The 24528-nt window shown below is 52.0% G+C and carries 25 protein-coding genes; all 25 read right to left on the bottom strand.

Annotation, left to right across the window (positions count from 1 at the left end; genetic code table 11):
• Nucleotides 1-87: 87 nt before the first annotated feature.
• On the bottom strand, nt 88-1413 hold the full coding sequence (murA, locus tag ACFQI7_RS29475; RefSeq protein WP_218102389.1) for a UDP-N-acetylglucosamine 1-carboxyvinyltransferase: 1326 nt from the start codon (nt 1411-1413) through the stop codon (nt 88-90).
• A gap of 189 nt (nt 1414-1602) precedes the next feature.
• Nucleotides 1603-1854 carry a DUF1146 family protein gene (locus tag ACFQI7_RS29470; RefSeq protein ID WP_218102335.1) on the bottom strand — a complete coding sequence of 84 codons (252 nt, stop codon included), beginning with the start codon at nt 1852-1854 and terminating at the stop codon, nt 1603-1605.
• A 159-nt stretch (nt 1855-2013) separates the two neighbouring features.
• Entirely contained in the window at nt 2014-4533 is a 2520-nt protein-coding gene (locus ACFQI7_RS29465) for a S8 family serine peptidase (RefSeq protein ID WP_218102336.1), read from the bottom strand.
• Between the two features lie 338 nt (nt 4534-4871).
• Nucleotides 4872-6386 carry an NADH-quinone oxidoreductase subunit N gene (locus tag ACFQI7_RS29460; RefSeq protein WP_218102337.1) on the bottom strand — a complete coding sequence of 505 codons (1515 nt, stop codon included), beginning with the start codon at nt 6384-6386 and terminating at the stop codon, nt 4872-4874.
• A 4-nt stretch (nt 6387-6390) separates the two neighbouring features.
• On the bottom strand, nt 6391-8019 hold the full coding sequence (locus ACFQI7_RS29455; RefSeq protein WP_218102338.1) for a complex I subunit 4 family protein: 1629 nt from the start codon (nt 8017-8019) through the stop codon (nt 6391-6393).
• Complete coding sequence (nuoL, locus tag ACFQI7_RS29450) at nt 8009-9895, bottom strand: NADH-quinone oxidoreductase subunit L (protein WP_218102339.1); 1887 nt, start codon at nt 9893-9895, stop codon at nt 8009-8011. Before nuoL ends, ACFQI7_RS29455 begins: the two co-directional genes overlap by 11 nt.
• 144 nt (nt 9896-10039) lie before the next feature.
• The gene (gene nuoK / locus ACFQI7_RS29445; RefSeq protein WP_218102340.1) at nt 10040-10363 is read right to left on the bottom strand and encodes an NADH-quinone oxidoreductase subunit NuoK; all 324 of its coding nucleotides are present in this window, start codon (nt 10361-10363) and stop codon (nt 10040-10042) included.
• A 3-nt stretch (nt 10364-10366) separates the two neighbouring features.
• The gene (locus ACFQI7_RS29440; RefSeq protein ID WP_218102341.1) at nt 10367-10891 is read right to left on the bottom strand and encodes an NADH-quinone oxidoreductase subunit J; all 525 of its coding nucleotides are present in this window, start codon (nt 10889-10891) and stop codon (nt 10367-10369) included.
• A complete protein-coding gene (gene nuoI / locus ACFQI7_RS29435; RefSeq protein ID WP_218102342.1) occupies nt 10891-11334 on the bottom strand; it encodes an NADH-quinone oxidoreductase subunit NuoI in 444 nt (147 codons plus the stop codon). Before nuoI ends, ACFQI7_RS29440 begins: the two co-directional genes overlap by 1 nt.
• A gap of 241 nt (nt 11335-11575) precedes the next feature.
• The gene (gene nuoH, locus ACFQI7_RS29430; protein WP_218102343.1) at nt 11576-12583 is read right to left on the bottom strand and encodes an NADH-quinone oxidoreductase subunit NuoH; all 1008 of its coding nucleotides are present in this window, start codon (nt 12581-12583) and stop codon (nt 11576-11578) included.
• Nucleotides 12583-13686 carry an NADH-quinone oxidoreductase subunit D gene (locus tag ACFQI7_RS29425; RefSeq protein ID WP_218102344.1) on the bottom strand — a complete coding sequence of 368 codons (1104 nt, stop codon included), beginning with the start codon at nt 13684-13686 and terminating at the stop codon, nt 12583-12585. Before ACFQI7_RS29425 ends, nuoH begins: the two co-directional genes overlap by 1 nt.
• 6 nt (nt 13687-13692) lie before the next feature.
• A complete protein-coding gene (locus ACFQI7_RS29420; protein ID WP_218102345.1) occupies nt 13693-14712 on the bottom strand; it encodes an NADH-quinone oxidoreductase subunit C in 1020 nt (339 codons plus the stop codon).
• Nucleotides 14709-15227 carry a NuoB/complex I 20 kDa subunit family protein gene (locus tag ACFQI7_RS29415; RefSeq protein ID WP_218102346.1) on the bottom strand — a complete coding sequence of 173 codons (519 nt, stop codon included), beginning with the start codon at nt 15225-15227 and terminating at the stop codon, nt 14709-14711. The genes ACFQI7_RS29420 and ACFQI7_RS29415 overlap by 4 nt, the downstream gene beginning before the upstream one ends.
• Nucleotides 15212-15577, bottom strand: coding sequence for an NADH-quinone oxidoreductase subunit A (locus tag ACFQI7_RS29410; RefSeq protein ID WP_218102347.1), 366 nt, complete (start codon nt 15575-15577; stop codon nt 15212-15214). Before ACFQI7_RS29410 ends, ACFQI7_RS29415 begins: the two co-directional genes overlap by 16 nt.
• Nucleotides 15578-15851: 274 nt before the next feature.
• Nucleotides 15852-16259, bottom strand: coding sequence for a F0F1 ATP synthase subunit epsilon (locus ACFQI7_RS29405; RefSeq protein ID WP_218102348.1), 408 nt, complete (start codon nt 16257-16259; stop codon nt 15852-15854).
• 25 nt (nt 16260-16284) lie between these two features.
• Complete coding sequence (gene atpD / locus ACFQI7_RS29400) at nt 16285-17691, bottom strand: F0F1 ATP synthase subunit beta (protein ID WP_218102349.1); 1407 nt, start codon at nt 17689-17691, stop codon at nt 16285-16287.
• 80 nt (nt 17692-17771) lie between these two features.
• Entirely contained in the window at nt 17772-18629 is an 858-nt protein-coding gene (gene atpG / locus ACFQI7_RS29395; protein WP_218102350.1) for an ATP synthase F1 subunit gamma, read from the bottom strand.
• 159 nt (nt 18630-18788) lie between these two features.
• A complete protein-coding gene (atpA, locus tag ACFQI7_RS29390; protein ID WP_218102351.1) occupies nt 18789-20303 on the bottom strand; it encodes a F0F1 ATP synthase subunit alpha in 1515 nt (504 codons plus the stop codon).
• Between the two features lie 16 nt (nt 20304-20319).
• Nucleotides 20320-20871 carry a F0F1 ATP synthase subunit delta gene (locus ACFQI7_RS29385; RefSeq protein WP_218102352.1) on the bottom strand — a complete coding sequence of 184 codons (552 nt, stop codon included), beginning with the start codon at nt 20869-20871 and terminating at the stop codon, nt 20320-20322.
• Nucleotides 20868-21353, bottom strand: a complete 486-nt coding sequence (gene atpF / locus ACFQI7_RS29380; protein ID WP_218102353.1) for a F0F1 ATP synthase subunit B — start codon at nt 21351-21353, stop codon at nt 20868-20870. Before atpF ends, ACFQI7_RS29385 begins: the two co-directional genes overlap by 4 nt.
• 74 nt (nt 21354-21427) lie before the next feature.
• Nucleotides 21428-21652 carry a F0F1 ATP synthase subunit C gene (gene atpE, locus ACFQI7_RS29375; RefSeq protein WP_218102354.1) on the bottom strand — a complete coding sequence of 75 codons (225 nt, stop codon included), beginning with the start codon at nt 21650-21652 and terminating at the stop codon, nt 21428-21430.
• A gap of 60 nt (nt 21653-21712) precedes the next feature.
• On the bottom strand, nt 21713-22507 hold the full coding sequence (gene atpB, locus ACFQI7_RS29370; protein WP_218102355.1) for a F0F1 ATP synthase subunit A: 795 nt from the start codon (nt 22505-22507) through the stop codon (nt 21713-21715).
• A gap of 35 nt (nt 22508-22542) precedes the next feature.
• Nucleotides 22543-22923 carry an ATP synthase subunit I gene (locus ACFQI7_RS29365; protein ID WP_218102356.1) on the bottom strand — a complete coding sequence of 127 codons (381 nt, stop codon included), beginning with the start codon at nt 22921-22923 and terminating at the stop codon, nt 22543-22545.
• Nucleotides 22923-23147 carry a hypothetical protein gene (locus ACFQI7_RS29360; protein ID WP_218102357.1) on the bottom strand — a complete coding sequence of 75 codons (225 nt, stop codon included), beginning with the start codon at nt 23145-23147 and terminating at the stop codon, nt 22923-22925. Before ACFQI7_RS29360 ends, ACFQI7_RS29365 begins: the two co-directional genes overlap by 1 nt.
• 208 nt (nt 23148-23355) lie before the next feature.
• Nucleotides 23356-24498: a non-hydrolyzing UDP-N-acetylglucosamine 2-epimerase gene (gene wecB / locus ACFQI7_RS29355; RefSeq protein WP_218102358.1), complete on the bottom strand. Its 1143-nt coding sequence runs from the start codon at nt 24496-24498 to the stop codon at nt 23356-23358.
• Between the last annotated feature and the right edge of the window lie 30 nt (nt 24499-24528).

Genomic DNA, 24528 nt, shown 5'->3' with positions numbered 1-24528 from the left:
TATGAAGCGGAAAGATAGAATAGAACAAAAAGAAAGAGAACCGCTCTTTTCGAATGAAAGAGTAGGTTCTCTTAGAAATGGCTGTGGTTACGCCAGGCTCGGCTGCACGGCGAACAGCGGCAGTGCGTCATCTTCTTCTTCGAGCTCGATGACCTCGAGCGGTACCCGCTGAATATCGGCCCCCAGCAGCGCCAGCTTTTCGGTAATGTTCACATATCCGCGATCGATGTGTTGGAGGCCTGTAATTTCGGTATCCCCATCGGCCGCAAGTGCAGCCAAAATCAAAGCAGCTCCTGCGCGCAAGTCGGAAGCGCACACTTTGGCGCCTTTCAGGCGATTGCCGCCGCTGACTACCGCGGTGCGGCCTTCGACCTTGATTTGCGCGTTCATGTTGGCCATCTGTTCGACATGCATGAAACGGTTCTCAAACACCGTCTCCGTGACAATACCGGTCCCTTCTGCAACAAGCAAAAGGGCCATCATCTGCGATTGCATATCAGTCGGGAAGCCGGGGTACGGCAGCGTCTTCACATCAACGGAACGTAGCGGACGGTCGGCATAGACGCGCAGTCCGTTCTCGTCTTCGTTGATTTGTACGCCCATCTCCTGCATCTTGGAAATAACGGGCCGCAGATGATCGGCAATTGCGCCTTCAATGTACAGATCGCTGCGCGTAATTGCCGCGGCAATCATATATGTACCTGCTTCGATTCGGTCGGGAATGACCGTATGTACTGCGCCTTTCAGCCGCTCTACGCCGTCGATGCGGATAAGCCCGGTGCCGGCACCGCGAATTTTGGCGCCCATGGCGTTCAAATAGTTGGCCAAATCAACGATTTCGGGCTCTTTGGCTGCGTTTTCGATCAGCGTCGTGCCTTCGGCGAGCGTGGCTGCCATCATAATATTTTCCGTCGCGCCTACGCTGGCGACGTCCAAATAAATTTTGGCACCCTTTAGTTTGCCGTTTATTCTCGCTTCAATATATCCTTGACCGAGTTCGATATTCGCTCCCATCGCCTCGAAACCTTTTAAATGCTGGTCGATCGGGCGCGTACCGATGGCACAGCCGCCTGGCAGCGATATTCGCGCATGTCCCATGCGGGTCAGCAATGGTCCCATGACAAGAAAAGAGGCCCGCATTTTCCGCACCAATTCGTATGACGCTTCACAGGTCTGGATACGTCTAGCATTGACGCGAATCGATTCGTCCTTATACTCAACTTCGATTCCCAGGCTTTCAAGCACTTTATTGATGACGTTGACATCGTCCAGTGGAGGCGCGTCGTGAATGACGCTTTCTCCTTCCGATCCTAATATAGAGGCTGCGATAATCGGCAGTACGGCGTTCTTGGCGCCGTGAATTCGTACCCTGCCGGATAACTTTTTGCCGCCGCGGACGATTATTTTGCTCATCATGATCCCCCTCCGCGTGTTTCCTTTTTTGCCTTTACCAGTGTAGCATCGAACCGGCCGGCCGACAATATGACATTGCCTGGTATGTACGATTCGCCCGGTCATGATATCATTCGTAGCGTTATCGGTTTTTACAACGGTTGTACTATCCATTGTTGACAACATTCTCCTTAGTTATTCGAAAAACGATTAAAACATTCCCTTGAGCCACGTCGACCACGATAAGTAATCAATCACGAATCGCGCCAATTGATACCCGAGCGCCACCGAAAGAAAAACTTGCAGCAGTTTCGCTTGTGCGCTCCGCGGACGTTTGAATAAGGCATCGAGTTTCAGCTCCTGCAGCACCCACCATGAAAACCCGATGAACACGAGCACTACGACAATATTCAGCAATCCGCTCATCCCCATGGAGGCGTTCACTTTATCTATGTAATCCAATTGTCTGATCCTCGCTTTCGGCTATGCCGCTGCAGCAAGGACAATCCGATTGAGCATCACGGCATGTTGGCGCGGCTCCGCGCTACTATCGCTTCTTACCCGCATCCCGCCAGTATCAATCAAGACCGCCTCACCGAACAAGCATATTTTTTTTCCAAATCATTTTAGCAAATGCGACAAAATCGTGACAAACTCTCCCCGCGTTGCCTGCTGATCCGGTCGAAACGTTCCGTCCTCATAGCCGGAGATCCAACCTTCCGCCTTCACCTGCTTCAGCAGTCCGATCCCCCAATAACTTTCGTTCACGTCCGTAAACGGAACCGCTCCTCTGTGTTTCCCCGTCATATTCATGCTGCGTGCGAGCATCGCGGTCATCTCCATCCGGCTAACCGGCTGATCCGGTGCGAACGTGCGGTCCGGGTAGCCATCGATCACCCCCGCTTGCGAAGCCCTGGCAATATGGCTGTACGCCCAATGCTCTTCATCCAAGTCGGTGTAAACGACCGACTTCTGTTTACTCCAATGGAATGCACGGTCCAGCACGGCCGTCGCTTCCGCTCGCGTGATGGGCCGGTCGGGCTGGAATGTGTAGTCTTCATAACCGTTGATGACTTGTTTCGAAGTAAGGCCCAATATCGCATCTTGCGCCCAATGCCCTCGTATATCGGTATAACCTCCGGTTAAAGGCTTGGCCATAATATTCAATTGATACATATGATGATCGAAGGTCTTGTTGGTGTCCAGCTTCAAATAATAGGTTCCCGGCTGAAAACGCCCGGATAATTGCTGTGTGTCGGAAGAAGCGTCATTCATCGAACTTGCAATCGGTTTGACCGAGCTGTCATGCAGATTCATATAGACCGTTGCCGGGGAAGGGATGTCGGATAAGCGCATCTGCACCAAACTCTCCTCTTCCAGCCGGAACTGAAACCAATCCACATCCTCCGGCTTATCCAGAAGCCCATAGTACGGCGTATCGAACGATACCGCCGTCGCCTGATACCAGCGATTGTTCGGTTCATTCGGATCGATCAACTTCGCACCGTAATCGATGGTAAGCGTGTATTCGCCGACCACCGGATTCTGGTAATCTTTCACATTGTTCACCCGAATATAATAGCTTCCGGGAAACACTTCAGGCAGGTAAACCGTTTCCGGCAAACCATCATCCGCTTTATCGACGGTGATTGACTTTTCCCCTTGCTTCTGCACGAGCAGAACCGGGTCGATTCGAGCCGTATCCGTCGCTACCGTAATCGTTAATGAGCCGGTTTGCGGTACCGGGAACTCAAACCAGTCGACGTCGTTATACTGGTGGAACGTCCCTTTCAGACTAACGCTCTGCGGAGGAAGCACGAAAGCTTTATACTGCTTGTCATTGTCCTCGTACAAGTCGCGATATATTTCAAAGGCGGTCGTCAGCTTATACCTTACTTCCTCCCGCTGGGTGCGGTCGGCCGATTGAAGCACAAGGTAGCTCCGGCCTTTGGTCACCTTGAGCGGGATCGTTTGCCCGCTATGAACCGTCTTGCTCGTCAGCACACCGGTCGCATCCGTATGCTGAACGAAAACAGAAAGATTGCGGCTCATGTCAAGTGTAACTTGAATCGTCCCGTCATACGGAGCATCGATGTAGTACCAATCCATATCCGCCCCGTCGGAGAAAGAAGCGGCAATGGATTTGCTCGGAGAAATCGCTTTGGCCTGGTTCTTGCGATTATTGGGTTCGTACATATCGGACATGTACGGCTCTTTCATGAGCCGATCAACACGAAGCATCCCGTATCCCGTTTTCGGGTTCCAGCCCGGCATTTCGGTGTTTTGAGCCGTTTGCCGAAGCCATTGGCGCATCTCATAGGCCTTGAGACTTGGGTTTCGAGTCCACGCTAATGCGGCTGCAGCCGCCACCTGGGGAGCTGCCATCGATGTACCTTCCATATATTCATACGAACCGCCGATAGCGGTCGTAAATACGTCCCATGGAGCTGCAATGTCCAGCTCCAGGCCGGTATTCGAACGCTCTTCCGGTTCATTGTTCGGCGTGACTCCGCCTACGGCCAGAACCGTCGGATACGCAGCCGGATATTTCACCCGGTTCGCCTCGTTCCCGGTTGCGGCCACAAGCAGTACGTCCCGTTCTTCCGCATACCGGACGATGTCGCTCATATATTCGGAATATTTGTTGAGACCCAGCGATAAGACGACGATTTTTGCCCCATGATCCACGGCATAACGGATGCCCTCGCCCAGACGCTGCTCTCCGCCCGAACCATCCGCCTCAAGCGCTTTGATAGGCATTATCCGCGCACGCCACATGACGCCCGTCACACCCTTGTCATTGTTGCCGACAGCCGCAATCACGCCCGCTACGTTCGTGCCGTGTCCGTTGTTGTCTTCAGGAGGCTGATCCGGGGAGATCAGGTTCACGCCGGGAACCAGGTTCGGTTGCAGGTCAGGATGAGTTAAATCAACGCCCGTATCCACGACGGCAATTGTAATATTTGTATTTCCTTGCGCCACGTCCCACGCTTCATTTACATGAATTTGCTGCAAATACGGCTGTTTGGAACCTAACGGATCATCCGCTTCGGCGCCGTACGCCGTCTGGCAGCAAATCAGGAAAAAGACGAAACAGACAGCCGCAGAAAAAACGTTATGTACCCTTCCCTTTTCACTCATGGCTTTCGTTTCCTTTATCTCTTGATCTAGTAGCCTTACCCCATTCTAAGCCTTACGAGTACTCCCTGCAACTGGAATTGAAAACCTTCTTACACTATTCACTTTTTAATGTAAAATGGCATATTTACAAACGAAAAAAGCAAAGAATCTAAGCGTTTTCAATTCAGTCGGGCTATTGGTCAATCGATTTTCTTGGTGCCGGATGCCACTGCCGACTGTATCGGTTCGCCCGAATCCAGACGTTTCCAGACGACAAAAAAGCCCATGCGCCTCGGAGAACGCTGGGCTTTTTGCATTATTGTTGAAGCCGTTCAGGGATGAAGCCTTACGGTTTCATGTCAGGAAAAAAAGAACAAATCTTGCGTTAGCGAGAAAATACGCTCGATGTAACCGAGCACCCATTGCGGAACGAGACCGAGCAGTGCACTGACGCCGGCGCATAGCCACATGGTGATTCCGAGCGGGAGCGGCACTTTCACCGCATGTCCTTCGTCTTCGCTGCGCATGAACATTTGGCGAATAAAACCAAAGTAGTAATAGAACGAAACGACGCTCGTTAAGATCATGACAGCCGCCAGCCAGTAATGCTGCGTTTGCATGGCGCCGAGCATGATATATACTTTTCCGAAAAATCCGCCTGATATCGGCAAGCCGGCGAGCGAGAGCAAGAGAAGCAGCGTGGCAATCGCCGTGCCAGGGGCCCGGTAATAGAGACCGGCCATTCCTTTGATCGCCTCATCGCCTGTCGAACGTTCGATGATCATTAGTACCGCAAACATCCCGATGTTCATAAACAAATAGGCGATCAAATAAAACGCAAATTCCGAGAAGTTGGAGTAATGCGTCATTGAAAACTGCACGGCGATCGGTACGAGCAAATATCCTGTATTCGCTATACCGGAGTATGCCAGCAAACGCTTCATATGCGTTTGGCGCAGCGCAATGAAATTACCGATGATCATCGCAGCAGCCGCTACGACCATAAGCGTCGTCAATACATCCTGATGTATCGGTAGACTCATCATATCGCCTACGGCATATATGCCATACATCAAACGGAAGAGGACGGCGAAAGCAGCCGCCTTGGACACTACGGCAAGGAACGCAGTTACCGGCGTCGGCGCACCTTGATACACATCCGGCGCCCACATATGGAACGGCGCGACAGCTACCTTAAAACCAAATCCCGCAAGCAGCAGGAAAAAGCTCAGGTAGATCATCGGCAGCAAGCTTTGTCCCGATTGACCAAGGGCCGAATTAATATCGTTAATGGCCGTGGATCCCGTCATCCCGTACAGGAAGGACATGCCGTACAATATTATTGCCGAGGAAATACCGCCTAGCACGATATATTTGAATGCCGCTTCATTCGTAAAGGCATTCTTTTTCCGCATCGCCACCAAGATGTAAGACGTTATGCTGAGCAGTTCCAAGCCCACGAACAACGTAATCAGATCGCCGGAAGACGCCATGATCATCCCGCCTAACGTAGCCGGCAGCAATAAGTAATAATATTCGCCGACGTGCGGAATGTCCTCTTCCTTCACCGATCCGATGCTCATGAACGTAATAAGTCCCGCGCCCGAAAGCAAAATCAGCTTCATGATGTTGGCAAAATCGTCAATGCGATAGCTATAGTTCAGCAGTTGCTTCGGCTCCGCCGGATCCAAATACAAAACGACGAATAATGCGGAAATGATAATGCTGACGAGCGACAACCAGCCGAGCATGGTTCGGCTTGCCTGCCGCGGCAGCAGCAAATCAAGCAAAGACAACACCACAGCAGCAGCGACTAATGTCAGCTCCGGGGCCAGCAGTCCCAGGTCGCTAAGTTGAAGACGTATCGGTTCCACCGGTCTAACCCCCCATCTTCACTACGCTATGAATAAATTGGTCGAAGCTGTTAACCGTTTGATGCAAAGGCTCGCTTAGGATGCCGGGGTAAATCCCGAGCACCACGATAAAGGCAACTAGCGCAATCATCGGGATCGCTTCTATGAGCCTGGCGTCTCGCATTTCCGGAAGGCTTGGTTTTTGCGGCCCGAATGTGATGGCGAGCACCCCGCGGAGCACGTAAACGGCGGTCAAAATAATGCCCAGCGCCCCAATCGCCGTCAAAATTTTATATGTTTCAAACAAGCCCAGGAACGATAAAAACTCACTGATAAAGCCGGACAAGCCCGGTAATCCTAGAGACGCCATACCGGACACAAGCAAAATACCGGAAATGAACGGAACCGATTTGGCAAGCCCGCCCAGTTCATCAATTTGTGTCGATTGCGTCCGCTCGTAAATGCTGCCGACCAGCAGGAACATGAGCGCCGAGATCAACCCGTGCGACACGAGTTGGAATACCGCGCCTTGGAAACCGATCGTATTAAAAGCGGCGATCCCCAGCAGCACGATTCCCATGTGGCTTATACTGGAATAAGCCAGCACTAGCTTGAACTCTTTTTGTACAAACGCCAGAACGGCACCGTACAAAATATTAATAACACCGAGAATCGCGAGCACCGAGGCCAACCCAACCGCCTGCTGCGGAAACAGCATAATCCCGAAACGAATGAAACCGTAAGCGCCCATTTTCAGCAAAACGCCGGAGTGAATCATGACGATCGAAGGCGGCGCTTCCGTATGGACTTTCAGCATCCACGTATGGAATGGGAAAATGGGAAGTTTGATTCCGAAAGCAACTAGCAGCATAATGAACAGCGTCCATTTCATTGCTTCGCTTAGGAAGAACGGGTTTCCTTCCAAGTCGCCTTGCTTCACGTAGGAATCGGCGTTCTGGAACAAATGCTCCGTGATGACATTCAAATCGCCGGAATAATGGATCGAAACGCCGTTTTCCCCCGCCGTTTGTCCGAATCCCGCCGTCGCTACAAGGATTAAAAACGCAATGAGCATGATCGCAGAACCGATCCCGTTATAAATGAGAAATTTGTTCGCCGCTTTTTCCCGGTCCATATAGCCCCAAATTCCAATGAGGAAAAACATCGGAATGAGCGTAATTTCGAAGAACACGAAGAACAGGAACAAGTCTTGCGCCATGAAAACGCCGAACATCCCCGTTTCCAACAGCAAAAACCAGATGAAATACGATTTCCATCGCTTCTTGATGTACACGGAAGCCAGTGCCGCCATCGTTGCGACAAGCGCTGTTAAAAATACAAGCGGAAGCGACAAGCCGTCCACAGCCATAACGTATTTGAACTCGAAGAAGAAAGACGTCAGTTGGCTAAGCCCCTGCACTTCTTTATTTAAAGGAACAAGGATCCACGGAACCTCTTCTTTAAACTGCATGCCTTCCAGATTGGAGTTAAACTGCGCGTACAGCCAGCCTGACAGGATCAGCGGGATCAAAGTAACGATAATCGCCGTCGTTTTGATCCATTGTCCTTGCGTCTTCGGCATAAAGAGCAGGATCAGCACACCGATGAGCGGCGTAAAGGCAATCAACGACAGTATAGGCATATTATCCTGCATTGATGAACCTCCTTCCCGCAATGGCCAGCATCAAAATAAGCAGCCCGAGCAGTGTAGCGAGGCCATACGTTTGCACTTGTCCGTTCTGAAGACGAGAGCCCAATCGACCGATGCCGATCACCGTATAGCTGGACAGGCGAACGAGTCCGTCCACGACATAAATATCAAACCATTGCAGTAAACGGCCAAGGCCTTGAAGAGAATTTACGATCACGGCCTGGTAAAGCTCGTCGATGTAATATTTACGGTTCAGCAGTTTGTATAACCACGGAGCACGTGTCGCGATCACGTCTGCAGGAATCGTACGTTTCAAGAAAACGAGGTAGCCAAGACCGATCCCGAGCAATCCCGCCAAAGTGGACATGATCATGACGAACCACTGCGCATGCTCTTCCTCCGCATGTCCGGTCAACCACGAACCGAGCCACGGGCTGAACGGCGTAAACACGAAGCCGGCTAGTACAGCGAGCACCGCCAGCACGATCAGCGGGAACGTCATGGATGCCGGTGATTCATGAACATGCGCCTGATGCCGCGGCTTGCCCATGAATACGAGGAAAAACAGGCGAGACATGTAAAACGCGGTAAAAAAGGCCGCGATCAAACCGACCCAGAATAATCCCGTATGCCCTGTGTTCCATGCTTCCGCGAGGATGGCATCCTTCGACCAGAAGCCCGACAGCGGCACAATACCGCTCAGCGCAAGCGCGCCGATCGCGAACGTCCAGGCGGTCACTTTCATTTTGCTGCCGACGCCGCCCATCTCGTGGATGTCCTGCGTATGTACCGCGTGGATGACACTGCCGGCGCCTAGAAACAGCAGAGCTTTGAAGAACGCATGGGTGAACAAGTGAAATATGCCCGCCGTATACGCAATGCTGGTCCCGATCCCGAGCGCCATCATCATATACCCGAGCTGACTTACGGTCGAATAGGCGAGAATTCGTTTGATATCGTTCTGCGCCGTGCCGATCGTTGCCGCGAATATCGCCGTGAATGCCCCGATAACCGCAACCACGGTCAATGCGACCGGTGAAGCCGTGAAAATATCGAACGTTCGCGCGACCAAGTACACGCCCGCTGCGACCATCGTCGCCGCATGGATCAGTGCACTGATCGGGGTCGGACCTTCCATAGCGTCCGGCAGCCATGTATGCAGCGGAAATTGACCAGACTTGCCCATCGCGCCGATGAAGATCAGAATCGCGATCCACGTTGCCATGTCGCCTGATACTTTACCGGTCGTAAACGCATTGTGAATTGAGCTGAAATCCATTGCGTGGTTCGGCATGACCCAGAACAATAGCAAAATGCCGATGAAAAGACCGACATCGCCGACACGCGTAACGATGAACGCTTTTTTGGCCGCCGCCCGCGCTTCGGGCTTGAAATACCAAAACCCGACGAGCAGGAACGAGCAAACGCCCACCAGCTCCCAGAAAATAAACAGCTGTACCAGGTTCTCCGAGATGACAAGCCCCAGCATGGAGAACGTAAACAGCGCTATGTATGCAAAAAATACGTTGATTCGCTCGTCGTCATGCATATACCCTCTCGAGTAAATATTGACGAGCAGGCTCACCAATGTGACGATCACGAGCATCAGCGCGTTCAAATTCGTCACTTCAAAGCCCATTGAAAGCGAGCCGTTGCCGAGCTTGATCCAATCCAGCTTGTTCCACGTGAAATCTTCAACCTGTCCGCCGATCCGCTCCCAAAAGATGAGCACGGATAAGACAAACGAAGCGAACACGGCCACAATGCTGATATACGAGCCCGCGTCCCGAAGTTGGCGCCCTACCGCCGTCAATATTAAAAACGACAGCAGAGGAAAAACCGGGATCAGCCAGGCGTATTGCGAGTAAGCCGATACCATGAGCTTAAGTCCTCCTTCTAGCTTGAATGTTGACAGTCGGAGCCGCATCCCGATATCTCCGCCGCAACGCTTGGCAAGCTAATCCGTAAGCATGTTGTTCAGCAAACGGGCCTCTTCGGCGAAATATCCACACGGAAGCAATGATTATCGCTTCATCGAGTCCATCTCGTTAACATCCGTGGTTCCTTTGTTGCGATAGAACGCGATCAATATCGCTATACCGACGGCAGCCTCGGCTGCGGCAACGGTAATATTGAACAGCGAGAAAATTTGTCCGGTCAAACCAGGGTGTACGCCCAGCTTGGAGAAAGCGACCAGATTCAGGTTGACGGCATTGAGCATCAGCTCAATCGACAGCAGCACGATGACGGCATTTTTCTTAGACAATGCGCCGTACAGTCCGATACAGAAAAGAATCGCAGCAAGCGTCAAGTAAGGCGTCGCGAGTCCGGCTGCAGCAGGTCCCATACGTCAGTCCTCCTCTCTCTTCGCAACGATGATCGCGCCTATAAAAGCGACCGTCAGCAGCACCGACATGAGCTCGAACGGAATCACGTGCGCGCTGAAGAGCAGTTTACCGATCTCGAGCGTGTTATCTTCAGCTGATGTGAACGTACCGGAAGGAAGCTCCGTCTTCTGGATCGCGTAGAAGATAATCCCGAACAGCGCTGCCGCTCCGACAAAAAGCAAGCCGCTGTGCCAAGGGCGTTTCGGCTCCTGCTCTTCCCCTTGGTGTTTCGTCATCATAATCCCGAAGATCATCAGTATCGAGATGGCGCCGGCATAGATTAATATTTGCACAACGGCAACGAACTCTGCCTCGAGCACCACATACAAGCCGGCCAGGCTGATGAATGTCAGCGCTAGGGCTGTCAGCATATGAACGACCTTCGTAAAGCTGAGCATAAAAATCGCTCCGCCGATCGCAAGCAGGGCGCAAATAAAGAAAGCTACATTTTGACCGCTTGATAGGAAGCTTGCAATATTGCCCAGCATTACTTAGCCCCACCTTTCGGAAGCGCCGAATTGTTTTCCTTACGCACATTCACATTATTTTCATTGAGCCACTGCAAATTTTTAAACAAATCGTCGCGGCTGTAAGCGCTCAGTTCAAAGTTGTTCGTCATGACGATCGCTTCCGTCGGACATACCTCGGTACACAAGTCGCAAAGAATGCAAATCTCGAAGTTGATGTCGTAGGTGTCGATGACTTTGCCCTTTTTCTCCGGATCCGGATTCGCCTTGCCGGTCAAGTTGATGCATTCTGTCGGACAAATGCGCGCGCACTGGTTGCATACAATACATTTTTCAGGGTCGAAATGCTGAATTCCGCGAAACCGATCCGGCATTTCGAGCGGTACGTCGGGATAGGCGTAAGTGATCTTTTTTTGCGTCATGCTCTTGAAGGTAACGCCTAAGCCCTTGATAATGCCCTTCATTGGTTCTCACCCTTTCTGTTGGCAACTGACAAACGGCGTGATGCGCTTGTAGCAGTTGCAACGCTGTTGACAACTGACAATCGATGGACCTGTTTTGTAACAGTTGCAACGTTGTTGACAACTGACAACTGATGGACCTGTTTGTAGCAGTTGCAACGTTGTTGACAACTGACAATCGGCTTCGATCGCTTTGACAACCGACATATCTTTTATTGCGGCAGCTTGTGCGACAAACGAACATTTACATCGCAATCGCCATATAGATTGCCGTTACAAAAATATTCACCAGCGACAGCGGCAGCAGCACTTTCCACCCCAGTCCCATCAATTGGTCGACACGCACCCGCGGTAACGTGGCACGCAGCCAGAAAAGGAAGAAGACGATGGACGAAAATTTGAGCAGGAACCAGATGATTCCCGGAATAAAATCAAGGAAAGGAAACGGTGCATGCCACCCGCCTAAAAACAACGTAGTCGTTAAGCCCGCAATGGCAAATACATACACATATTCCGCAAGCATGAAGAAGGCGAAACGAAAGCCGCTGTATTCGACGTGGTAACCGGCTACAAGTTCGGATTCCGCTTCCGGCAAATCGAACGGCGTTCGGTTCAACTCTGAAACCGCAGCGATCACGAAGACGCAAAAGCCGATAATTTGCGGCAGGAAGTTCCAATGCCAGAAGCCTCCGGCCTGAAAATCGGCAATCGTCCGCAAATTCATGCTCCCCGTCATCATAACGGTTCCTACAACGGAAATAACGAGCGGAATTTCGTAGCTGATCATTTGCGCCGCGGAACGCATGCCGCCTAGCAGCGCATACTTATTATTCGAAGCCCAGCCCCCGAGCACGATACCGATCGTCGATATGCCGGACAGCGCGACGTAGAACAGCACGCCGATGTTCAAATCGCTGCTGATCAGCCGGTCCGTAAACGGAATCGCGGCGATGACGGTGAACGCGGGAATAAACGTGATGACCGGTGCCAAAATGAACAGCTCGCGTTCCGCTTTGCGCGGGATCGTATCTTCTTTAATCAACAGCTTGAATACGTCAGCAACCGATTGCAGCAATCCTAGCGGTCCTACTCGGTTCGGACCGATCCGCATCTGCATCCATCCAATGACTTTTCGTTCAAAGTATATCGCATACGTCACGAAGCCCAGCACGACTAGCAGCAGAACGACGCCCCACGCGAAGAAAATAGCAAAGTTCACCCAAGTGAGCTGTTGCTGTAATAATTCCGGCATTAGCAGTCCACCTCCCCGACGACGATATCCACGCCTCCGAGAATTGTAATTAAATTCGTCATCGATTCGCCAACAAGCAGCTTCGGCAATATTTGCAAATTCACAAAAGACGGCCGGCGGAATTTCAGGCGATACGGCTTATCTTTGCCCTTGGACACGATATAGCAGCCGATCTCACCTCGCGGTGATTCAATTGCCGCATAAACTTCCCCTTCCGGCGGACGAATGACTCTGGGCGCTTTCCCCATAATCTCGCCCTCCGCAGGAAACTGCTCGACGGCTTGCTCCAGTATTCGCAGCGATTGCCGAATTTCCTCCAGACGAAGCAAGTAACGATCGTAACAGTCACCGCCGGTTCGCACCGGCACATCGAATTCAAACCGGTTGTACAAGCTGTAGGGCTGCGTTTTCCGCAGATCCCAGTCGACCCCGGTACATCGCAGATTGGCGCCGCTAAGTCCGTAAGCGATTGCCGTTTCCGCATCATATTTACCGATGCCCTTGATCCGCGCCAAAAATATTTCGTTGCCGCTGACAAGGTCGTTGTACTCTTCCAATTTATCGCGCATATACGGGATGAAATCGCGTACTTTTTGAATCCAGCCTTCCGGGGCATCCCATTTGACGCCGCCGACGCGCATATAATTGTACGTCAGGCGCGCACCGCACAGCTCGTTGAATAAATTAATAATAATCTCCCGATCGCGGAACGCATACAAAAAGGGGCTCATCGCTCCGATATCGAGCAAATACGTTCCCCACCATACCATATGGCTTGCTATGCGCTGCAACTCCATGACGATCAGCCGCAAAAACTCCGCTCTTTCGGGAATTTCCAACTGCATCAGCTTCTCTACAGCATGCACCAGCACATAGTTATTGGTCATCGCGGAGACGTAGTCCATCCGGTCCGTATAAGGAATAATCTGAGTATACGTCAAGTCTTCCGCCAGCTTTTCCGTTCCCCGATGCAAGTAGCCCATCACCGGATCCGCTTGCGTAATGATCTCGCCGTCCAGCTTCACGACGATGCGGAATACCCCGTGCGTACTTGGATGCTGTGGGCCTACGTTCAATAGCAGTTCTTCCGTTCTTATGGACACGCTTATTTACACCTCCGGGTCGAGCGGCTCGTAGTCTTTGCGCAGCGGGTGACCGATCCAATCGTCAGCCATCATAATGCGGCGCAGGTCGGGATGCCCCGGAAAATCGATACCGAACAAATCATAAATTTCCCTTTCGTTCCAGTTTGCCGTCGGCCATAAGCCTGTAACGGATGGAACCGAAGGTGCCTCACGGTTCGTTCTTACCTTGACGACATAATCGCGTTTCATTTCAAGGGAGATCAGATGATAGGCAACCTCCATATGCGTTTCCATGTCGATACCGGAAACGTTGCGGAGGTAATCCAGCTTGAGCTCCGAATGATGTTTCAACACTTCCGCGGCAGACAGCCAGTTGTCGCCTTTGACTACGACATACGGCACATGACCGCCTTTTTCATTAACGAACGCATCCTCGACACAGTCGGGGTTACTCTCCTTCAGAATGGCCACAAGCCGATCCAACAGCGGCTGACTGGGCGAAGGCTCCTTCGGCCCTTCCGGCTCCGCCGTCTTCGCGGCTCGAGCGCTCGCGCGCGCGGCTCTCGCTTCTGCCGCCGCCTTTGCCTTCGCCTCTTTCTCGGCGTCGGTCGGCGCGGCCGCTTCCGCTGCGGGCGCATCGCCCTGCTCGGCTCCTGCCTGCGCAGCGCGTGCTGCGGCTCGGGCCGCTCTTGCATCCGCCGCCGCCTTCAGCTTCGCCTCACGCTCCGCATCCACCGGCGCGGCCGCTTCCGCTGCAGGCGGCGCGGCTTCGCCGTCGGCCTCCGGCTTCGCCTGCGCTTCCTTGTAGCCGCCCGGCGGTTCCCCGGCGCCGCCGGCTTTCGTGATGTCTGCGCCAGGCGCAGCTGACGGCTCGCCGCTCATCGGGGCCGCTTTTGCTTCGCCCTCTACCGGCGTGGCGGTTGGCGCTTCGCTCCCTGCTTGGCCGCCTCCGCCCTCGGAAGGGGGCTCGCTTTGCGGCTTCTTCGTTACATCGTCCGATGCTCCCGCGGTTTCGGGCTTATCACGCTTTTGCTCGTCGCTCATACATTCGTCACCTGCTTACCGGTTTTCGCTTCGTAGCGGATTTTTTCCTGCAGCTTGTTAATGCCGTAGATCAGAGCGGCAGGATTGGGCGGGCAACCCGGAATATATACATCGACGGGAACGACTTGGTCCACGCCTTTTACAACAGCATATGATTTCACATAAGGACCGCCCGCCGTAGCACAGGAACCCATGGCAATGACCCATTTGGGCTCGGGCATCTGATCGTACAATCGGCGCAGCAGCGGAGCCATCTTTTTCGTTACCGTCCCAGCTACGATCATAACGTCGGACTGCCGAGGCGAAGTGCGGAAGATGACGCCGAACCGGTCCAAATCATAGTGCGATGCGCCTGTGCCCATCATTTCAATGGCACAGCAGGCAAGACCGAACGTAAGCGGCCACAGCGAATTGCTGCGCGCCCACGCTTTAATTTGTTCCAATGTTGTCATGAAAACGTTGCGTTCCAACTCTCGCCGTTCCTCCGGCGAAATCGACTCTAAATTGAAGTCCATTGCAGCACCTTCTTTTTCCAAGCATAAAGTAAGCCTATGACGAGCAAGGCCACGAATATGCACATCTCTACAAGCGCAAACAAGCCTAATTGCTTATATGCAACGGCCCAAGGATACAGAAATACGGTTTCCACATCAAAAATGACAAACATCAGCGCAAAAAGGTAATAGCGGATATTGAAACGCACTTGACCGCCGCCTACAGGCTCGTTACCGCTTTCATAAGTCGTATACTTGCTTTCCGTCGGTTTGTAAGGCCGCAGCCATCTGCCGATTGTAAGCGCTGCAATTGGAAGCAATACGGCTAAGAACAGAAATATCGTTACGACCACGTAGTTATTGCTATACATCGCGAACGAACCGCCTCCCTGTATGTTCTTTTCGGTTGTACCCGCTATAACGAATCAACGAACGGCTGCAACCTTGAACCAAGCAATAGCATAAAGAAGCCCTTTACAGCCAATCGTCCCCGAATTTGAACGCGAGCTTTTATCAGAACTTCCCATCCCTTGCACAGATTCCTTTTTAGATGCCTTACCAATTATATCAAATGACTATGGGGGTGTCTAACATTTCCTTACATATATGAAAAAGGCGAAGGAGCTCCCCCCGCCTTTTCATGCTTTATTTTTTTCCGGATACGTCAATCCGATTCATCGCTCTTTGCAATGCCAGTTCGGCGCGTTTGAAATCGATGTCGTCCTGCTTCGAAGCGGACAATCGTTTTTGAGCGCGTTCCTTGGCCGATTGAGCCCGTTCGATATCGATTTGTTCCGGCAGCTCGGCGCTTTCCGCCAGTATAACCACCTTATCCTTGCGCACTTCCATAAAACCGCCGTTCACCGCGATAAGCTCGTCTTTAGCCCCTTGCTTCTTCACGGTAATCGGAGCGATCTTCAGTGGAGTGACCAGCGGAATGTGATTTGGCAGAATTCCAAGCTCTCCGTCGACGCCCTTCGCAATAATCATGTTCACCTGCTCGGCGTACGCTTTACGCTCCGGAGTTACGACTTCCAACAGGAATGTGCTCACTTACTTCGCCTCCTAGGATACTCGATTACAGCGTCTTCGCCTTTTCAACGGCATCCTCGATTGTACCCACGTTGTGGAATGCCGGCTCCGGAAGGTTGTCGTGCTTGCCGTCCAAAATTTCTTTGAAGCTGCGTACCGTATCTTTAACCGGTACGTAGATGCCCGGAATCCCGTTGAACGCTTCCGCCACGTGAAGCGGCTGCGAAAGGAACAATTGTACGCGTCTTGCGCGGAGTACAACCAATTTGTCCTCGTCGGACAACTCATCCATACCCAAAATCGCGATAATATCGAGAAGCTCCTTGTAGCGCTGAAGAAGCTTCTTCACGCCTTGAGCTACATTGTAATGCTCTTCGCCCAATACTTCCGGCGTCAAAATCCGGGAAGAGGAAGCGAGCGGATCGACCGCAGGGAAAATACCCATCGCCGCAATGTTACGCTCCAAGTTCGTCGTTGCGTCCAAATGTGCAAACGCCGTAGCCGGAGCCGGGTCGGTATAGTCGTCCGCAGGAACGTAGATCGCCTGGATCGACGTAACGGAACCGTTCTTCGTCGATGTGATCCGCTCTTGCAGCTGACCCATCTCGGTAGCCAGCGTCGGCTGGTAACCTACCGCGGAAGGCATACGGCCGAGCAACGCGGAAACCTCGGAACCCGCTTGGGTGAAACGGAAAATGTTATCGACCAGCAGAAGCACGTCACGGCCTTCTTGATCGCGGAAATATTCAGCCATGGTCAAGCCGGTCAAAGCTACGCGAAGACGGGCACCCGGCGGCTCGTTCATTTGTCCGAAAACCATCGCGGTTTTCGAAATAACGCCGGAGTCGCTCATTTCATGGTACAAGTCATTACCTTCGCGCGTTCTTTCGCCTACGCCGGCGAATACGGAAATACCGCCCAGCTCGGAAGCGATGTTGTGGATCAATTCTTGCAGCGTTACTGTTTTACCAACGCCGGCGCCGCCGAACAGGCCGATTTTACCGCCTTTAACATAAGGCGCCATCAAATCGATAACCTTGATCCCGGTTTCCAGAATTTCGACTTGCGTCGACAAATCATCGAACGCAGGAGCCGGTTTATGAATCGGGCTCGTCAGTGTACGATCCACTTCTCCCGTACCGTCAATCGGTTCACCCAAAACGTTAAATACGCGGCCAAGCGTTGCCGCACCGACCGGTACGGAAATCGGAGCACCCGTATCGATGGCTTCCATACCGCGAACCAACCCGTCAGTAGTTGACATGGCAATACAACGAACCATGTTATCGCCCAGGTGAACCGCTGTTTCAACCGTCAGGCTAATGTCGCGTTCGCCTTCGATTTGCGCTTTTTTTTCAATTCTGATCGCATTCAAAATTTCCGGGAGGTGTCCACCCTCGAACTCGACGTCGACAACCGGCCCCGTTACGTTAATAACGCGCCCTTTGCTCACTGTTTTCCCTCCTAGTTAAGCTTTGCTCTGGCAAAACTGCTTCGAAAGCATTTGCCGGGCGGAAGCCCGGCTTTATATAATCACTGTGCGGCGTTCGCACCCGCAACGATCTCGGAAATTTCCTGCGTAATGGATGCCTGACGCGCACGGTTGTACGCAAGCGTGTACGTGCTGATCATCTTCGTCGCATTCTTCGTAGCGTTGTTCATCGCCGTCATTCTCGCGCCGAATTCACTCGCTTTTCCGTCCAATACGGCACTGTATATTAACGTTTCGGCATATTTCGGCAGCAGCACTTCCAGCACGCCTTCTGGTGAAGGCTCGTACTCATAGTTCGAACCCGCCGAACCGCTCATATCGTCAAGCGGCAACAACCGCTTAATTACAGGAATCTGGGAAATAGCGTTTTTAAATTCGTTGTACACCAGGTACAGTTCATCGTACGAACCATTCTCAAAATTCCGCACCGCCGAAGCGGCGATGCCTTTAATATCGGAAAATGCGGGTGAATCGGAAAGACCCGTCACTTCCTCCACAATCGGCATATTGCGCTTGCGGAAAAAGTCTCTGCCTTTTCGGCCGATGACAAAAATCGCATACTCACTCGGGGAGCTGTGCTTTTCTTTGATTTCCGCTGCCACTTTACGCAGCACGTTGGCATTGTACCCGCCGGCCAAACCGCGATCGGACGTAATGACGAGATATCCCGTCTTCTTGATCTCGCGGCTCTGCAACATCGGATGCTTCACACCCCGCGTCCCGGCTGCAATGCTGCCGACAACTTCCTTCAGCTTATCCGCATAGGGACGTGCCGACTCAGCCGCCTGCTGCGCTCTTCTCAGCTTCGCTGCAGCGACCATTTCCATTGCTTTGGTGATCTGCTTCGTATTTTGTGTCGACTTGATTTGGCGTTTAATCTCGCGCATACCTTTTGCCATGTCAGTGCTCACCTCTCTCTCGAAGCTTTCCGTAGCCGGAAAGCCATACTTCGAAAGCTTGTTAACTTGCTTTACATGCAGCGCCGAGCTCCCCGCCTCAGGTCGAGAAGCTCACGATGCACAGCGGCTTTACCCATCAGCCGCAATGTGAAACGTCATTTATGCCGAAGGAGCGAACCCTTTTTTGAACTGTTGGATCGCATCCACCAATGCTTTTTCATTATCCGCCGTCAAATCGTTCGTATCGCGGATGTTCGCAAGAATTTCCGGACGGTTGGAGTCGAGGAATGTCAGGAACCCGGCTTCAAAACGGCGAACGTCCTGGACCGGAAGATCGTCGATATGACCTCTAACGACTACATAGATCGCGGCAACCTGCTTCTCAACCGGCAGCGGTTGATTGATGCCCTGCTTCAAGAGCTCGAGCGTACGAATACCGCGGTTCAAACGGGTTTGCGTCGCACGGTCCAAATCGGAACCGAACGCTGCGAACGCAGCAAGCTCACGATATTGGGCAAGGTCGGTCTTGAGCGTACCGGCAACCTTCTTCATCGCTTTGATTTGTGCCGAGCTACCTACCCGGGATACGGAGATACCGACGTTAACCGCCGGACGCTGGCCGGAATAGAACAGGTCGGACTCCAGGAAGATCTGACCGTCCGTGATCGAGATCACGTTCGTCGGGATATAGGCGGATACGTCGCCGGCTTGCGTTTCGATGAACGGCAACGCCGTGAGCGATCCTGCGCCGAGCTCGTCGCTCAGCTTCGCTGCGCGCTCAAGCAGACGGGAGTGCAGATAGAATACGTCGCCCGGGTAAGCTTCCCGACCCGGAGGTCGGCGGAGCAGCAAGGAGAGCTCGCGGTAAGCGGCAGCTTGCTTGGACAAGTCGTCATAGATGATCAGCACGTGCTCGCCTTTGTACATGAAGTACTCGCCCATAGCGCAGCCTGCAAACGGAGCAAGCCACAGCATTGGCGAAGGCTCGGACGCACTCGCCGTAACGACGATGGTGTAATCCATCGCGCCCGCCCTGCGGAGCGTTTCCACCACGTTAACGACGGTGGATTGCTTTTGGCCGATCGCAACGTAAATACATTTGATTCCGTTGCCTTTTTGGTTGATGATCGTATCGATGGCGATCGCGGTTTTACCCGTTTGACGGTCGCCGATAATCAGCTCGCGCTGGCCGCGGCCGATCGGGATCATCGCGTCGATCGCTTTGATACCGGTTTGCATCGGCTCGTGAACCGATTTACGGGCCATTACGCCCGGAGCCGGAGACTCGATTGGACGGAACTGCGTCGTGTTGATGGGACCTTTGCCGTCGACCGGTTGTCCGAGCGGATTGACGACGCGGCCGATCATTTCTTCGCCGACCGGAACTTCCATAATGCGGCCGGTACGCTTCACTTGGTCGCCTTCGCGGATGTCCGTGTAAGGCCCCAAAATAACGATACCTACGTTGCTTTCCTCCAGGTTCAAAGCGTAGCCCAGAACCCCGTTCGGAAACTCGAGCAGCTCGCCCGCCATGACATTTTCCAAGCCGTGCGCACGGGCAACACCGTCACCAACATAAATGACCGTTCCCACGTCAACGACTTGAATTTCAGATTTATATTGTTCAATCTGCTGTTTAATCAGCGTGCTGATTTCTTCCGGTTTGATACTCAACTTTCCTCACCCCTATCTACAGTGCTTGAGATTGATTCAACGTTTTTTGCAAACGCTGGAGCTTGCCGGACAAGCTTCCGTCATACAGACGGTCGCCGATGCGCACTTGAATGCCGCCGATCAAGCTTTTATCGAGAACCGATTCCACTCGGATTTGTTTGCCTGTAATTTGGCTGAACGTTGCGGCGATCTGACTTAGCTCCGCATCGTTAAGAGCTATCGGCGAATACACAGTGGCATTAGCCTGACCGAGTGCTTCGCTAGCAATACCCATGTAATACGTAATCAACGCTTCCAACAATTCTTCTCTTCCCTTTTGAATGAGAAGGAGCAGGGTGTTCATCGTCGTCTCCGAAATTTGACCTTCGAACACGGATTTGATAAGCCCTGCTTTTACGGAAGCATCTAACCCCGGACTCACGATCAGCTTGCGGAAATCAACATTTTGCTTCAGCGCGGTTTCAATCCCGCGCAGCTCGGCTTCCACTTCCGCGACCCGATTTTGTTCCTTCGCCAGTTCGAATAAAGCTTTGGCATATCTCTTCGCTACGATCGTGTCCTGGCTCATTGGTTGCCTCCTACCTCTTTCAGGTAATGCTCAACCAGTTGCTCCTGGGACTTCTCGTCGATTTGCTTCTCGATAATTTTGGAAGCAATCAGAACGGACATGGCGCTGACTTGGCTTTTGAGCGAAGCCAGAGCTTTGTTCTTCTCGTTCTCGATGTCGCGAATGGCTTCCTCTTTCAGACGGCCGGCTTCCGCCTTAGCTTGCTGGATGATCTCATCCGCTTGCTTGGAGCTGGTTACCTTCGCCTGCTCAATCATATCGTACGCTTCTTTGCGGGATTCCTGGAGCACTTGCTTTTGCTCCTCTAACAGTTGTTCCGCTTGTTTGCGGTTGTTTTCCGCCGTAACGATTTGTTCCTGAACAAGTTGTCTACGCTTCTCCATAATGCCAAACAACGGACCGAAGGCATATTTTTGAAGGAGAAGATAAAGAATCAAGAAAGCTGCAATTTGTATAAAAAACGTTGACCATTGGATATGCAAGTAACGTCACTCCTTTCTGATAACGTAGGCAAAACGAAGGCGTGGAGGCTTAAGGCCGTCCGCGCCAAAAGTTTCTAGGCATTGCCCAAGAAAATGAACGCAAGAACCAGGGAAACGACCGGCAGGGCCTCAACGAAACCGATACCGAGGAACATCGTCGTTTGCAACGTACCGCGAAGCTCAGGCTGACGGGAAATCCCTTCGATTGCGCGACCTACGATCAAACCGTTACCGATACCTGCACCCAATGCTCCCAAACCAAAAACGATACCTGCTGCTACTAATGCTAAAGCTCCCATTGTGAAAATCCTCCCTTAATTTTGGAAAAGTTTTTTTGTTTTTTGCCTTGCGGCCTAGCGTTAATGGCCTTCTTCTTCGTGAACCATCGCCTGCGAAATATACACCATCGTCAACATAGTAAAGATAAACGCTTGGATCGCGCCGACAAACACACTAAAGCCTTGCCATACGAATAGCGGGATAATCCCGAAATATCCGGCGCCAATGATGACGCTGATCATAACCTCACCGGCGTAAATGTTACCGTATAGACGCAAAGCGAGCGTAAGCGGCTTCGAGACTACTTCAACGAGATGAAGCGGAAACATCAATGGATTGGGCTCAAAATAGTGCTTGAAATAATGCTTCGTGTTGCGCGTGATGCCGAGATAGTGACTTAAGAAAATAACGAGCAGCGCAAGAGCGCCGGTCACCGCCACATCAGCCGTAGGTGATTTCCACCAAGACACTCCAACCTCGTGATGCCCTTTCTTGGCAGCTTCTTCGAAAACTTCATTGCTGATGAATTGCTGCCCGGCTATGGTAGCCGAAGCTGCATCCTTGTGCTCAGTGACGAACGAGAACGGAAGTCCCAGCATGTTCCCGATAAAAATAAACATGATGAGCGTAAGGCCAAGCGTCAAAAAAGGTTTGCCATGCTTAGAACCAAAGGTGCTCCCCAATATGCCCTGCACGAATTCAATGACCCATTCCATAAAATTTTGGATTTTAGAGGGATTGTTTACAGAGGCATTTCGGGATCCCGATATCGCGAGAATCAAAACAACAACGCTCGTGACCACAATCATGATCAACGCTGCCAAATCAATTTGGAGGCCAAAAAGCTGAATAATCGGCGATACGTGTTCTGCCATTTTTCATTTTCACCCCTTTCAACAAAGAAATCCTACTATTTTTGTTTCTTGATGGAAATGAAGCCCAATACGAGTGTTGCCAATTGAATGAAAAAGTATCCCGCTATAACGGTGTGAAGCGAAAAGTGCTGCTTGTATTTCAATGCAAGGACCGCTGCCAAGGTGGCAAGCGCTGCTCTTGTCAAGAAACCCATGTTCATCTTTCGCTTACTCGTTGTTTCCGGCAGCGTATCGGTCAGTTTATGGATTTTCCATGCAAGGTACTTCGCATTGACGAGGCTAACGAAGGCCCCCAGCATCAGACCCGCAAAATAAGGTCTGTAATCCACAAGCATGGCCCAGCATACCAAACATAACGACAGGAAAAAGTAAAATACATTTTGAACCGTTTTCAGATGGGCCTTAAAATCATCCATTACAGCCCTCCGTAGTACTTAATCATGAAGTAAATGCTCCCGATGGCCGAACCAAGCCCCAGCAAAAAACCGCCGAGAATCCACATTACTCCGCCGCCCATCAGTTGACTGAAATAATCGCCAACATAATAACCGGCGCCCAAGCATACGGCCAAGTCAATGCCGATTGCGCTGGTCAAGGCAACCGCACGCCATGGATTATCACTTGAATTTGGTTTTTTCATAAGCATTCCTTATCGGTTCAGCGAGACGCAGCAACCGCAACGCCTACACAATCCTAGTTTATTTTATCGGAGTAAAGTCAAGTTTGTCAATCGCGCGACTAGGTAATTTTTCTGTAACAAAAATCACGAAACCCTTGATACATCAACATTTTTCCGATTCTTAAACCAAACAGTACAACTGTATGCTGTATCGTTTGTCATCAGATTGTCACGGTTGAAAAGGATCCGGCCTTTTATCGGCATGTCCAAAATGGTAAAGGATGGCTTGTACAATGCGTTTCGCCGCTTTTCCATCGCCATAAGGATTCGCCGATCGGCTCATTTTTTCGTACGCGGATGGATCGGTCAGCAGCAAGCTGGCCTGTTCGAATATTTCGTCCTCGTCGGTCCCGACAAGCTTCAGCGTCCCGGCGTCAATGCCTTCCGGACGTTCTGTCGTATCGCGCAGCACGAGCACCGGCACGCCGAACGTCGGCGCTTCTTCCTGCAATCCGCCCGAATCCGTCAGGATGAGGTGCGTATGCGGAAAGAAGTTGTGGAGTTCGAACACGTCCACCGGATCGATCAGTTTGATCCGGTCGTGCCCGCTCAGCATTTCGTAAGCCGGACCTTTGACGGCCGGACTCATATGCACCGGGTAGGCAATCGCGATATCGTCGAATTGATCGGCCAGGCGTCGAACGGCGCGGAATACGCGGCGATGTGGCTCGCCTTGCGACTCTCGGCGGTGCGCCGTCATCAGCACGAGACGCTTGCCCTTCGCCCAATCCAGAATCGGATGCGAGAACTCCTTCTGCACCGTATATTGGAACACGTCAATTGCCGTATTTCCCGTAATGAAAATACGATCTTCCGGTTTATTTTCCTTCCTCAAGTTATCCGCGGACAACCCGGTCGGAGCAAAATGAAGATCCGATAAAACGCCGGTCAGCTGGCGGTTCATTTCTTCCGGATACGGCGAGAGTTTGTTCCACGTCCGAAGCCCCGCTTCCACATGACCTACCTGAATTTGATTCAAAAATGCCGCATAACTGCCCAAGAACGTCGTGGAGGTATCACCATGCACCAGGATCAAATCCGGCTGCGCTTCCTTCAACACCGGATCCAATCCTTGCAGCACGCGAATCGTCAGCTCATTGATCGTCTGGCCTGCTTGCATGACGTCAAGATCGTAGTCAGGTTTAATTTTGAAAATTTCGAGCACTTGATCGAGCATCTCTCGGTGCTGCGCCGTAACGCAAACGAGCGATTCGATATGCTCCGGATGTCTTTCCAGCTCTTTCACAAGCGGAGCCATCTTGACCGCCTCCGGGCGGGTTCCGAAAATCGTAATGACTTTAATTTTTTTCATGCGACACGGTTTCCCCTTTCCGCTTTCACG

Origin of the sequence: Paenibacillus allorhizosphaerae (assembly GCF_042659105.1) — a bacterium.
GTDB classification, from domain to species: domain Bacteria; phylum Bacillota; class Bacilli; order Paenibacillales; family NBRC-103111; genus Paenibacillus_G; species Paenibacillus_G allorhizosphaerae.
This window is presented reverse-complemented; position numbering and strand designations above follow the sequence as displayed.

Coding starts and splice junctions, on each gene's coding strand:
- murA (WP_218102389.1), bottom strand. CDS start 1,413: ATGAGCAAAATAATCGTCCGCGGCGGCAAAAAGTTATCCGGCAGGGTA.
- ACFQI7_RS29465 (WP_218102336.1), bottom strand. CDS start 4,533: ATGAGTGAAAAGGGAAGGGTACATAACGTTTTTTCTGCGGCTGTCTGT.
- ACFQI7_RS29455 (WP_218102338.1), bottom strand. CDS start 8,019: ATGCAGGATAATATGCCTATACTGTCGTTGATTGCCTTTACGCCGCTC.
- nuoL (WP_218102339.1), bottom strand. CDS start 9,895: ATGGTATCGGCTTACTCGCAATACGCCTGGCTGATCCCGGTTTTTCCT.
- nuoK (WP_218102340.1), bottom strand. CDS start 10,363: ATGGGACCTGCTGCAGCCGGACTCGCGACGCCTTACTTGACGCTTGCT.
- ACFQI7_RS29440 (WP_218102341.1), bottom strand. CDS start 10,891: ATGCTGGGCAATATTGCAAGCTTCCTATCAAGCGGTCAAAATGTAGCT.
- nuoI (WP_218102342.1), bottom strand. CDS start 11,334: ATGAAGGGCATTATCAAGGGCTTAGGCGTTACCTTCAAGAGCATGACG.
- nuoH (WP_218102343.1), bottom strand. CDS start 12,583: ATGCCGGAATTATTACAGCAACAGCTCACTTGGGTGAACTTTGCTATT.
- ACFQI7_RS29420 (WP_218102345.1), bottom strand. CDS start 14,712: ATGAGCGACGAGCAAAAGCGTGATAAGCCCGAAACCGCGGGAGCATCG.
- ACFQI7_RS29415 (WP_218102346.1), bottom strand. CDS start 15,227: ATGGACTTCAATTTAGAGTCGATTTCGCCGGAGGAACGGCGAGAGTTG.
- ACFQI7_RS29410 (WP_218102347.1), bottom strand. CDS start 15,577: ATGTATAGCAATAACTACGTGGTCGTAACGATATTTCTGTTCTTAGCC.
- atpG (WP_218102350.1), bottom strand. CDS start 18,629: ATGGCAAAAGGTATGCGCGAGATTAAACGCCAAATCAAGTCGACACAA.
- ACFQI7_RS29385 (WP_218102352.1), bottom strand. CDS start 20,871: ATGAGCCAGGACACGATCGTAGCGAAGAGATATGCCAAAGCTTTATTC.
- atpE (WP_218102354.1), bottom strand. CDS start 21,652: ATGGGAGCTTTAGCATTAGTAGCAGCAGGTATCGTTTTTGGTTTGGGA.
- atpB (WP_218102355.1), bottom strand. CDS start 22,507: ATGGCAGAACACGTATCGCCGATTATTCAGCTTTTTGGCCTCCAAATT.
- ACFQI7_RS29365 (WP_218102356.1), bottom strand. CDS start 22,923: ATGGATGATTTTAAGGCCCATCTGAAAACGGTTCAAAATGTATTTTAC.
- ACFQI7_RS29360 (WP_218102357.1), bottom strand. CDS start 23,147: ATGAAAAAACCAAATTCAAGTGATAATCCATGGCGTGCGGTTGCCTTG.
- wecB (WP_218102358.1), bottom strand. CDS start 24,498: ATGAAAAAAATTAAAGTCATTACGATTTTCGGAACCCGCCCGGAGGCG.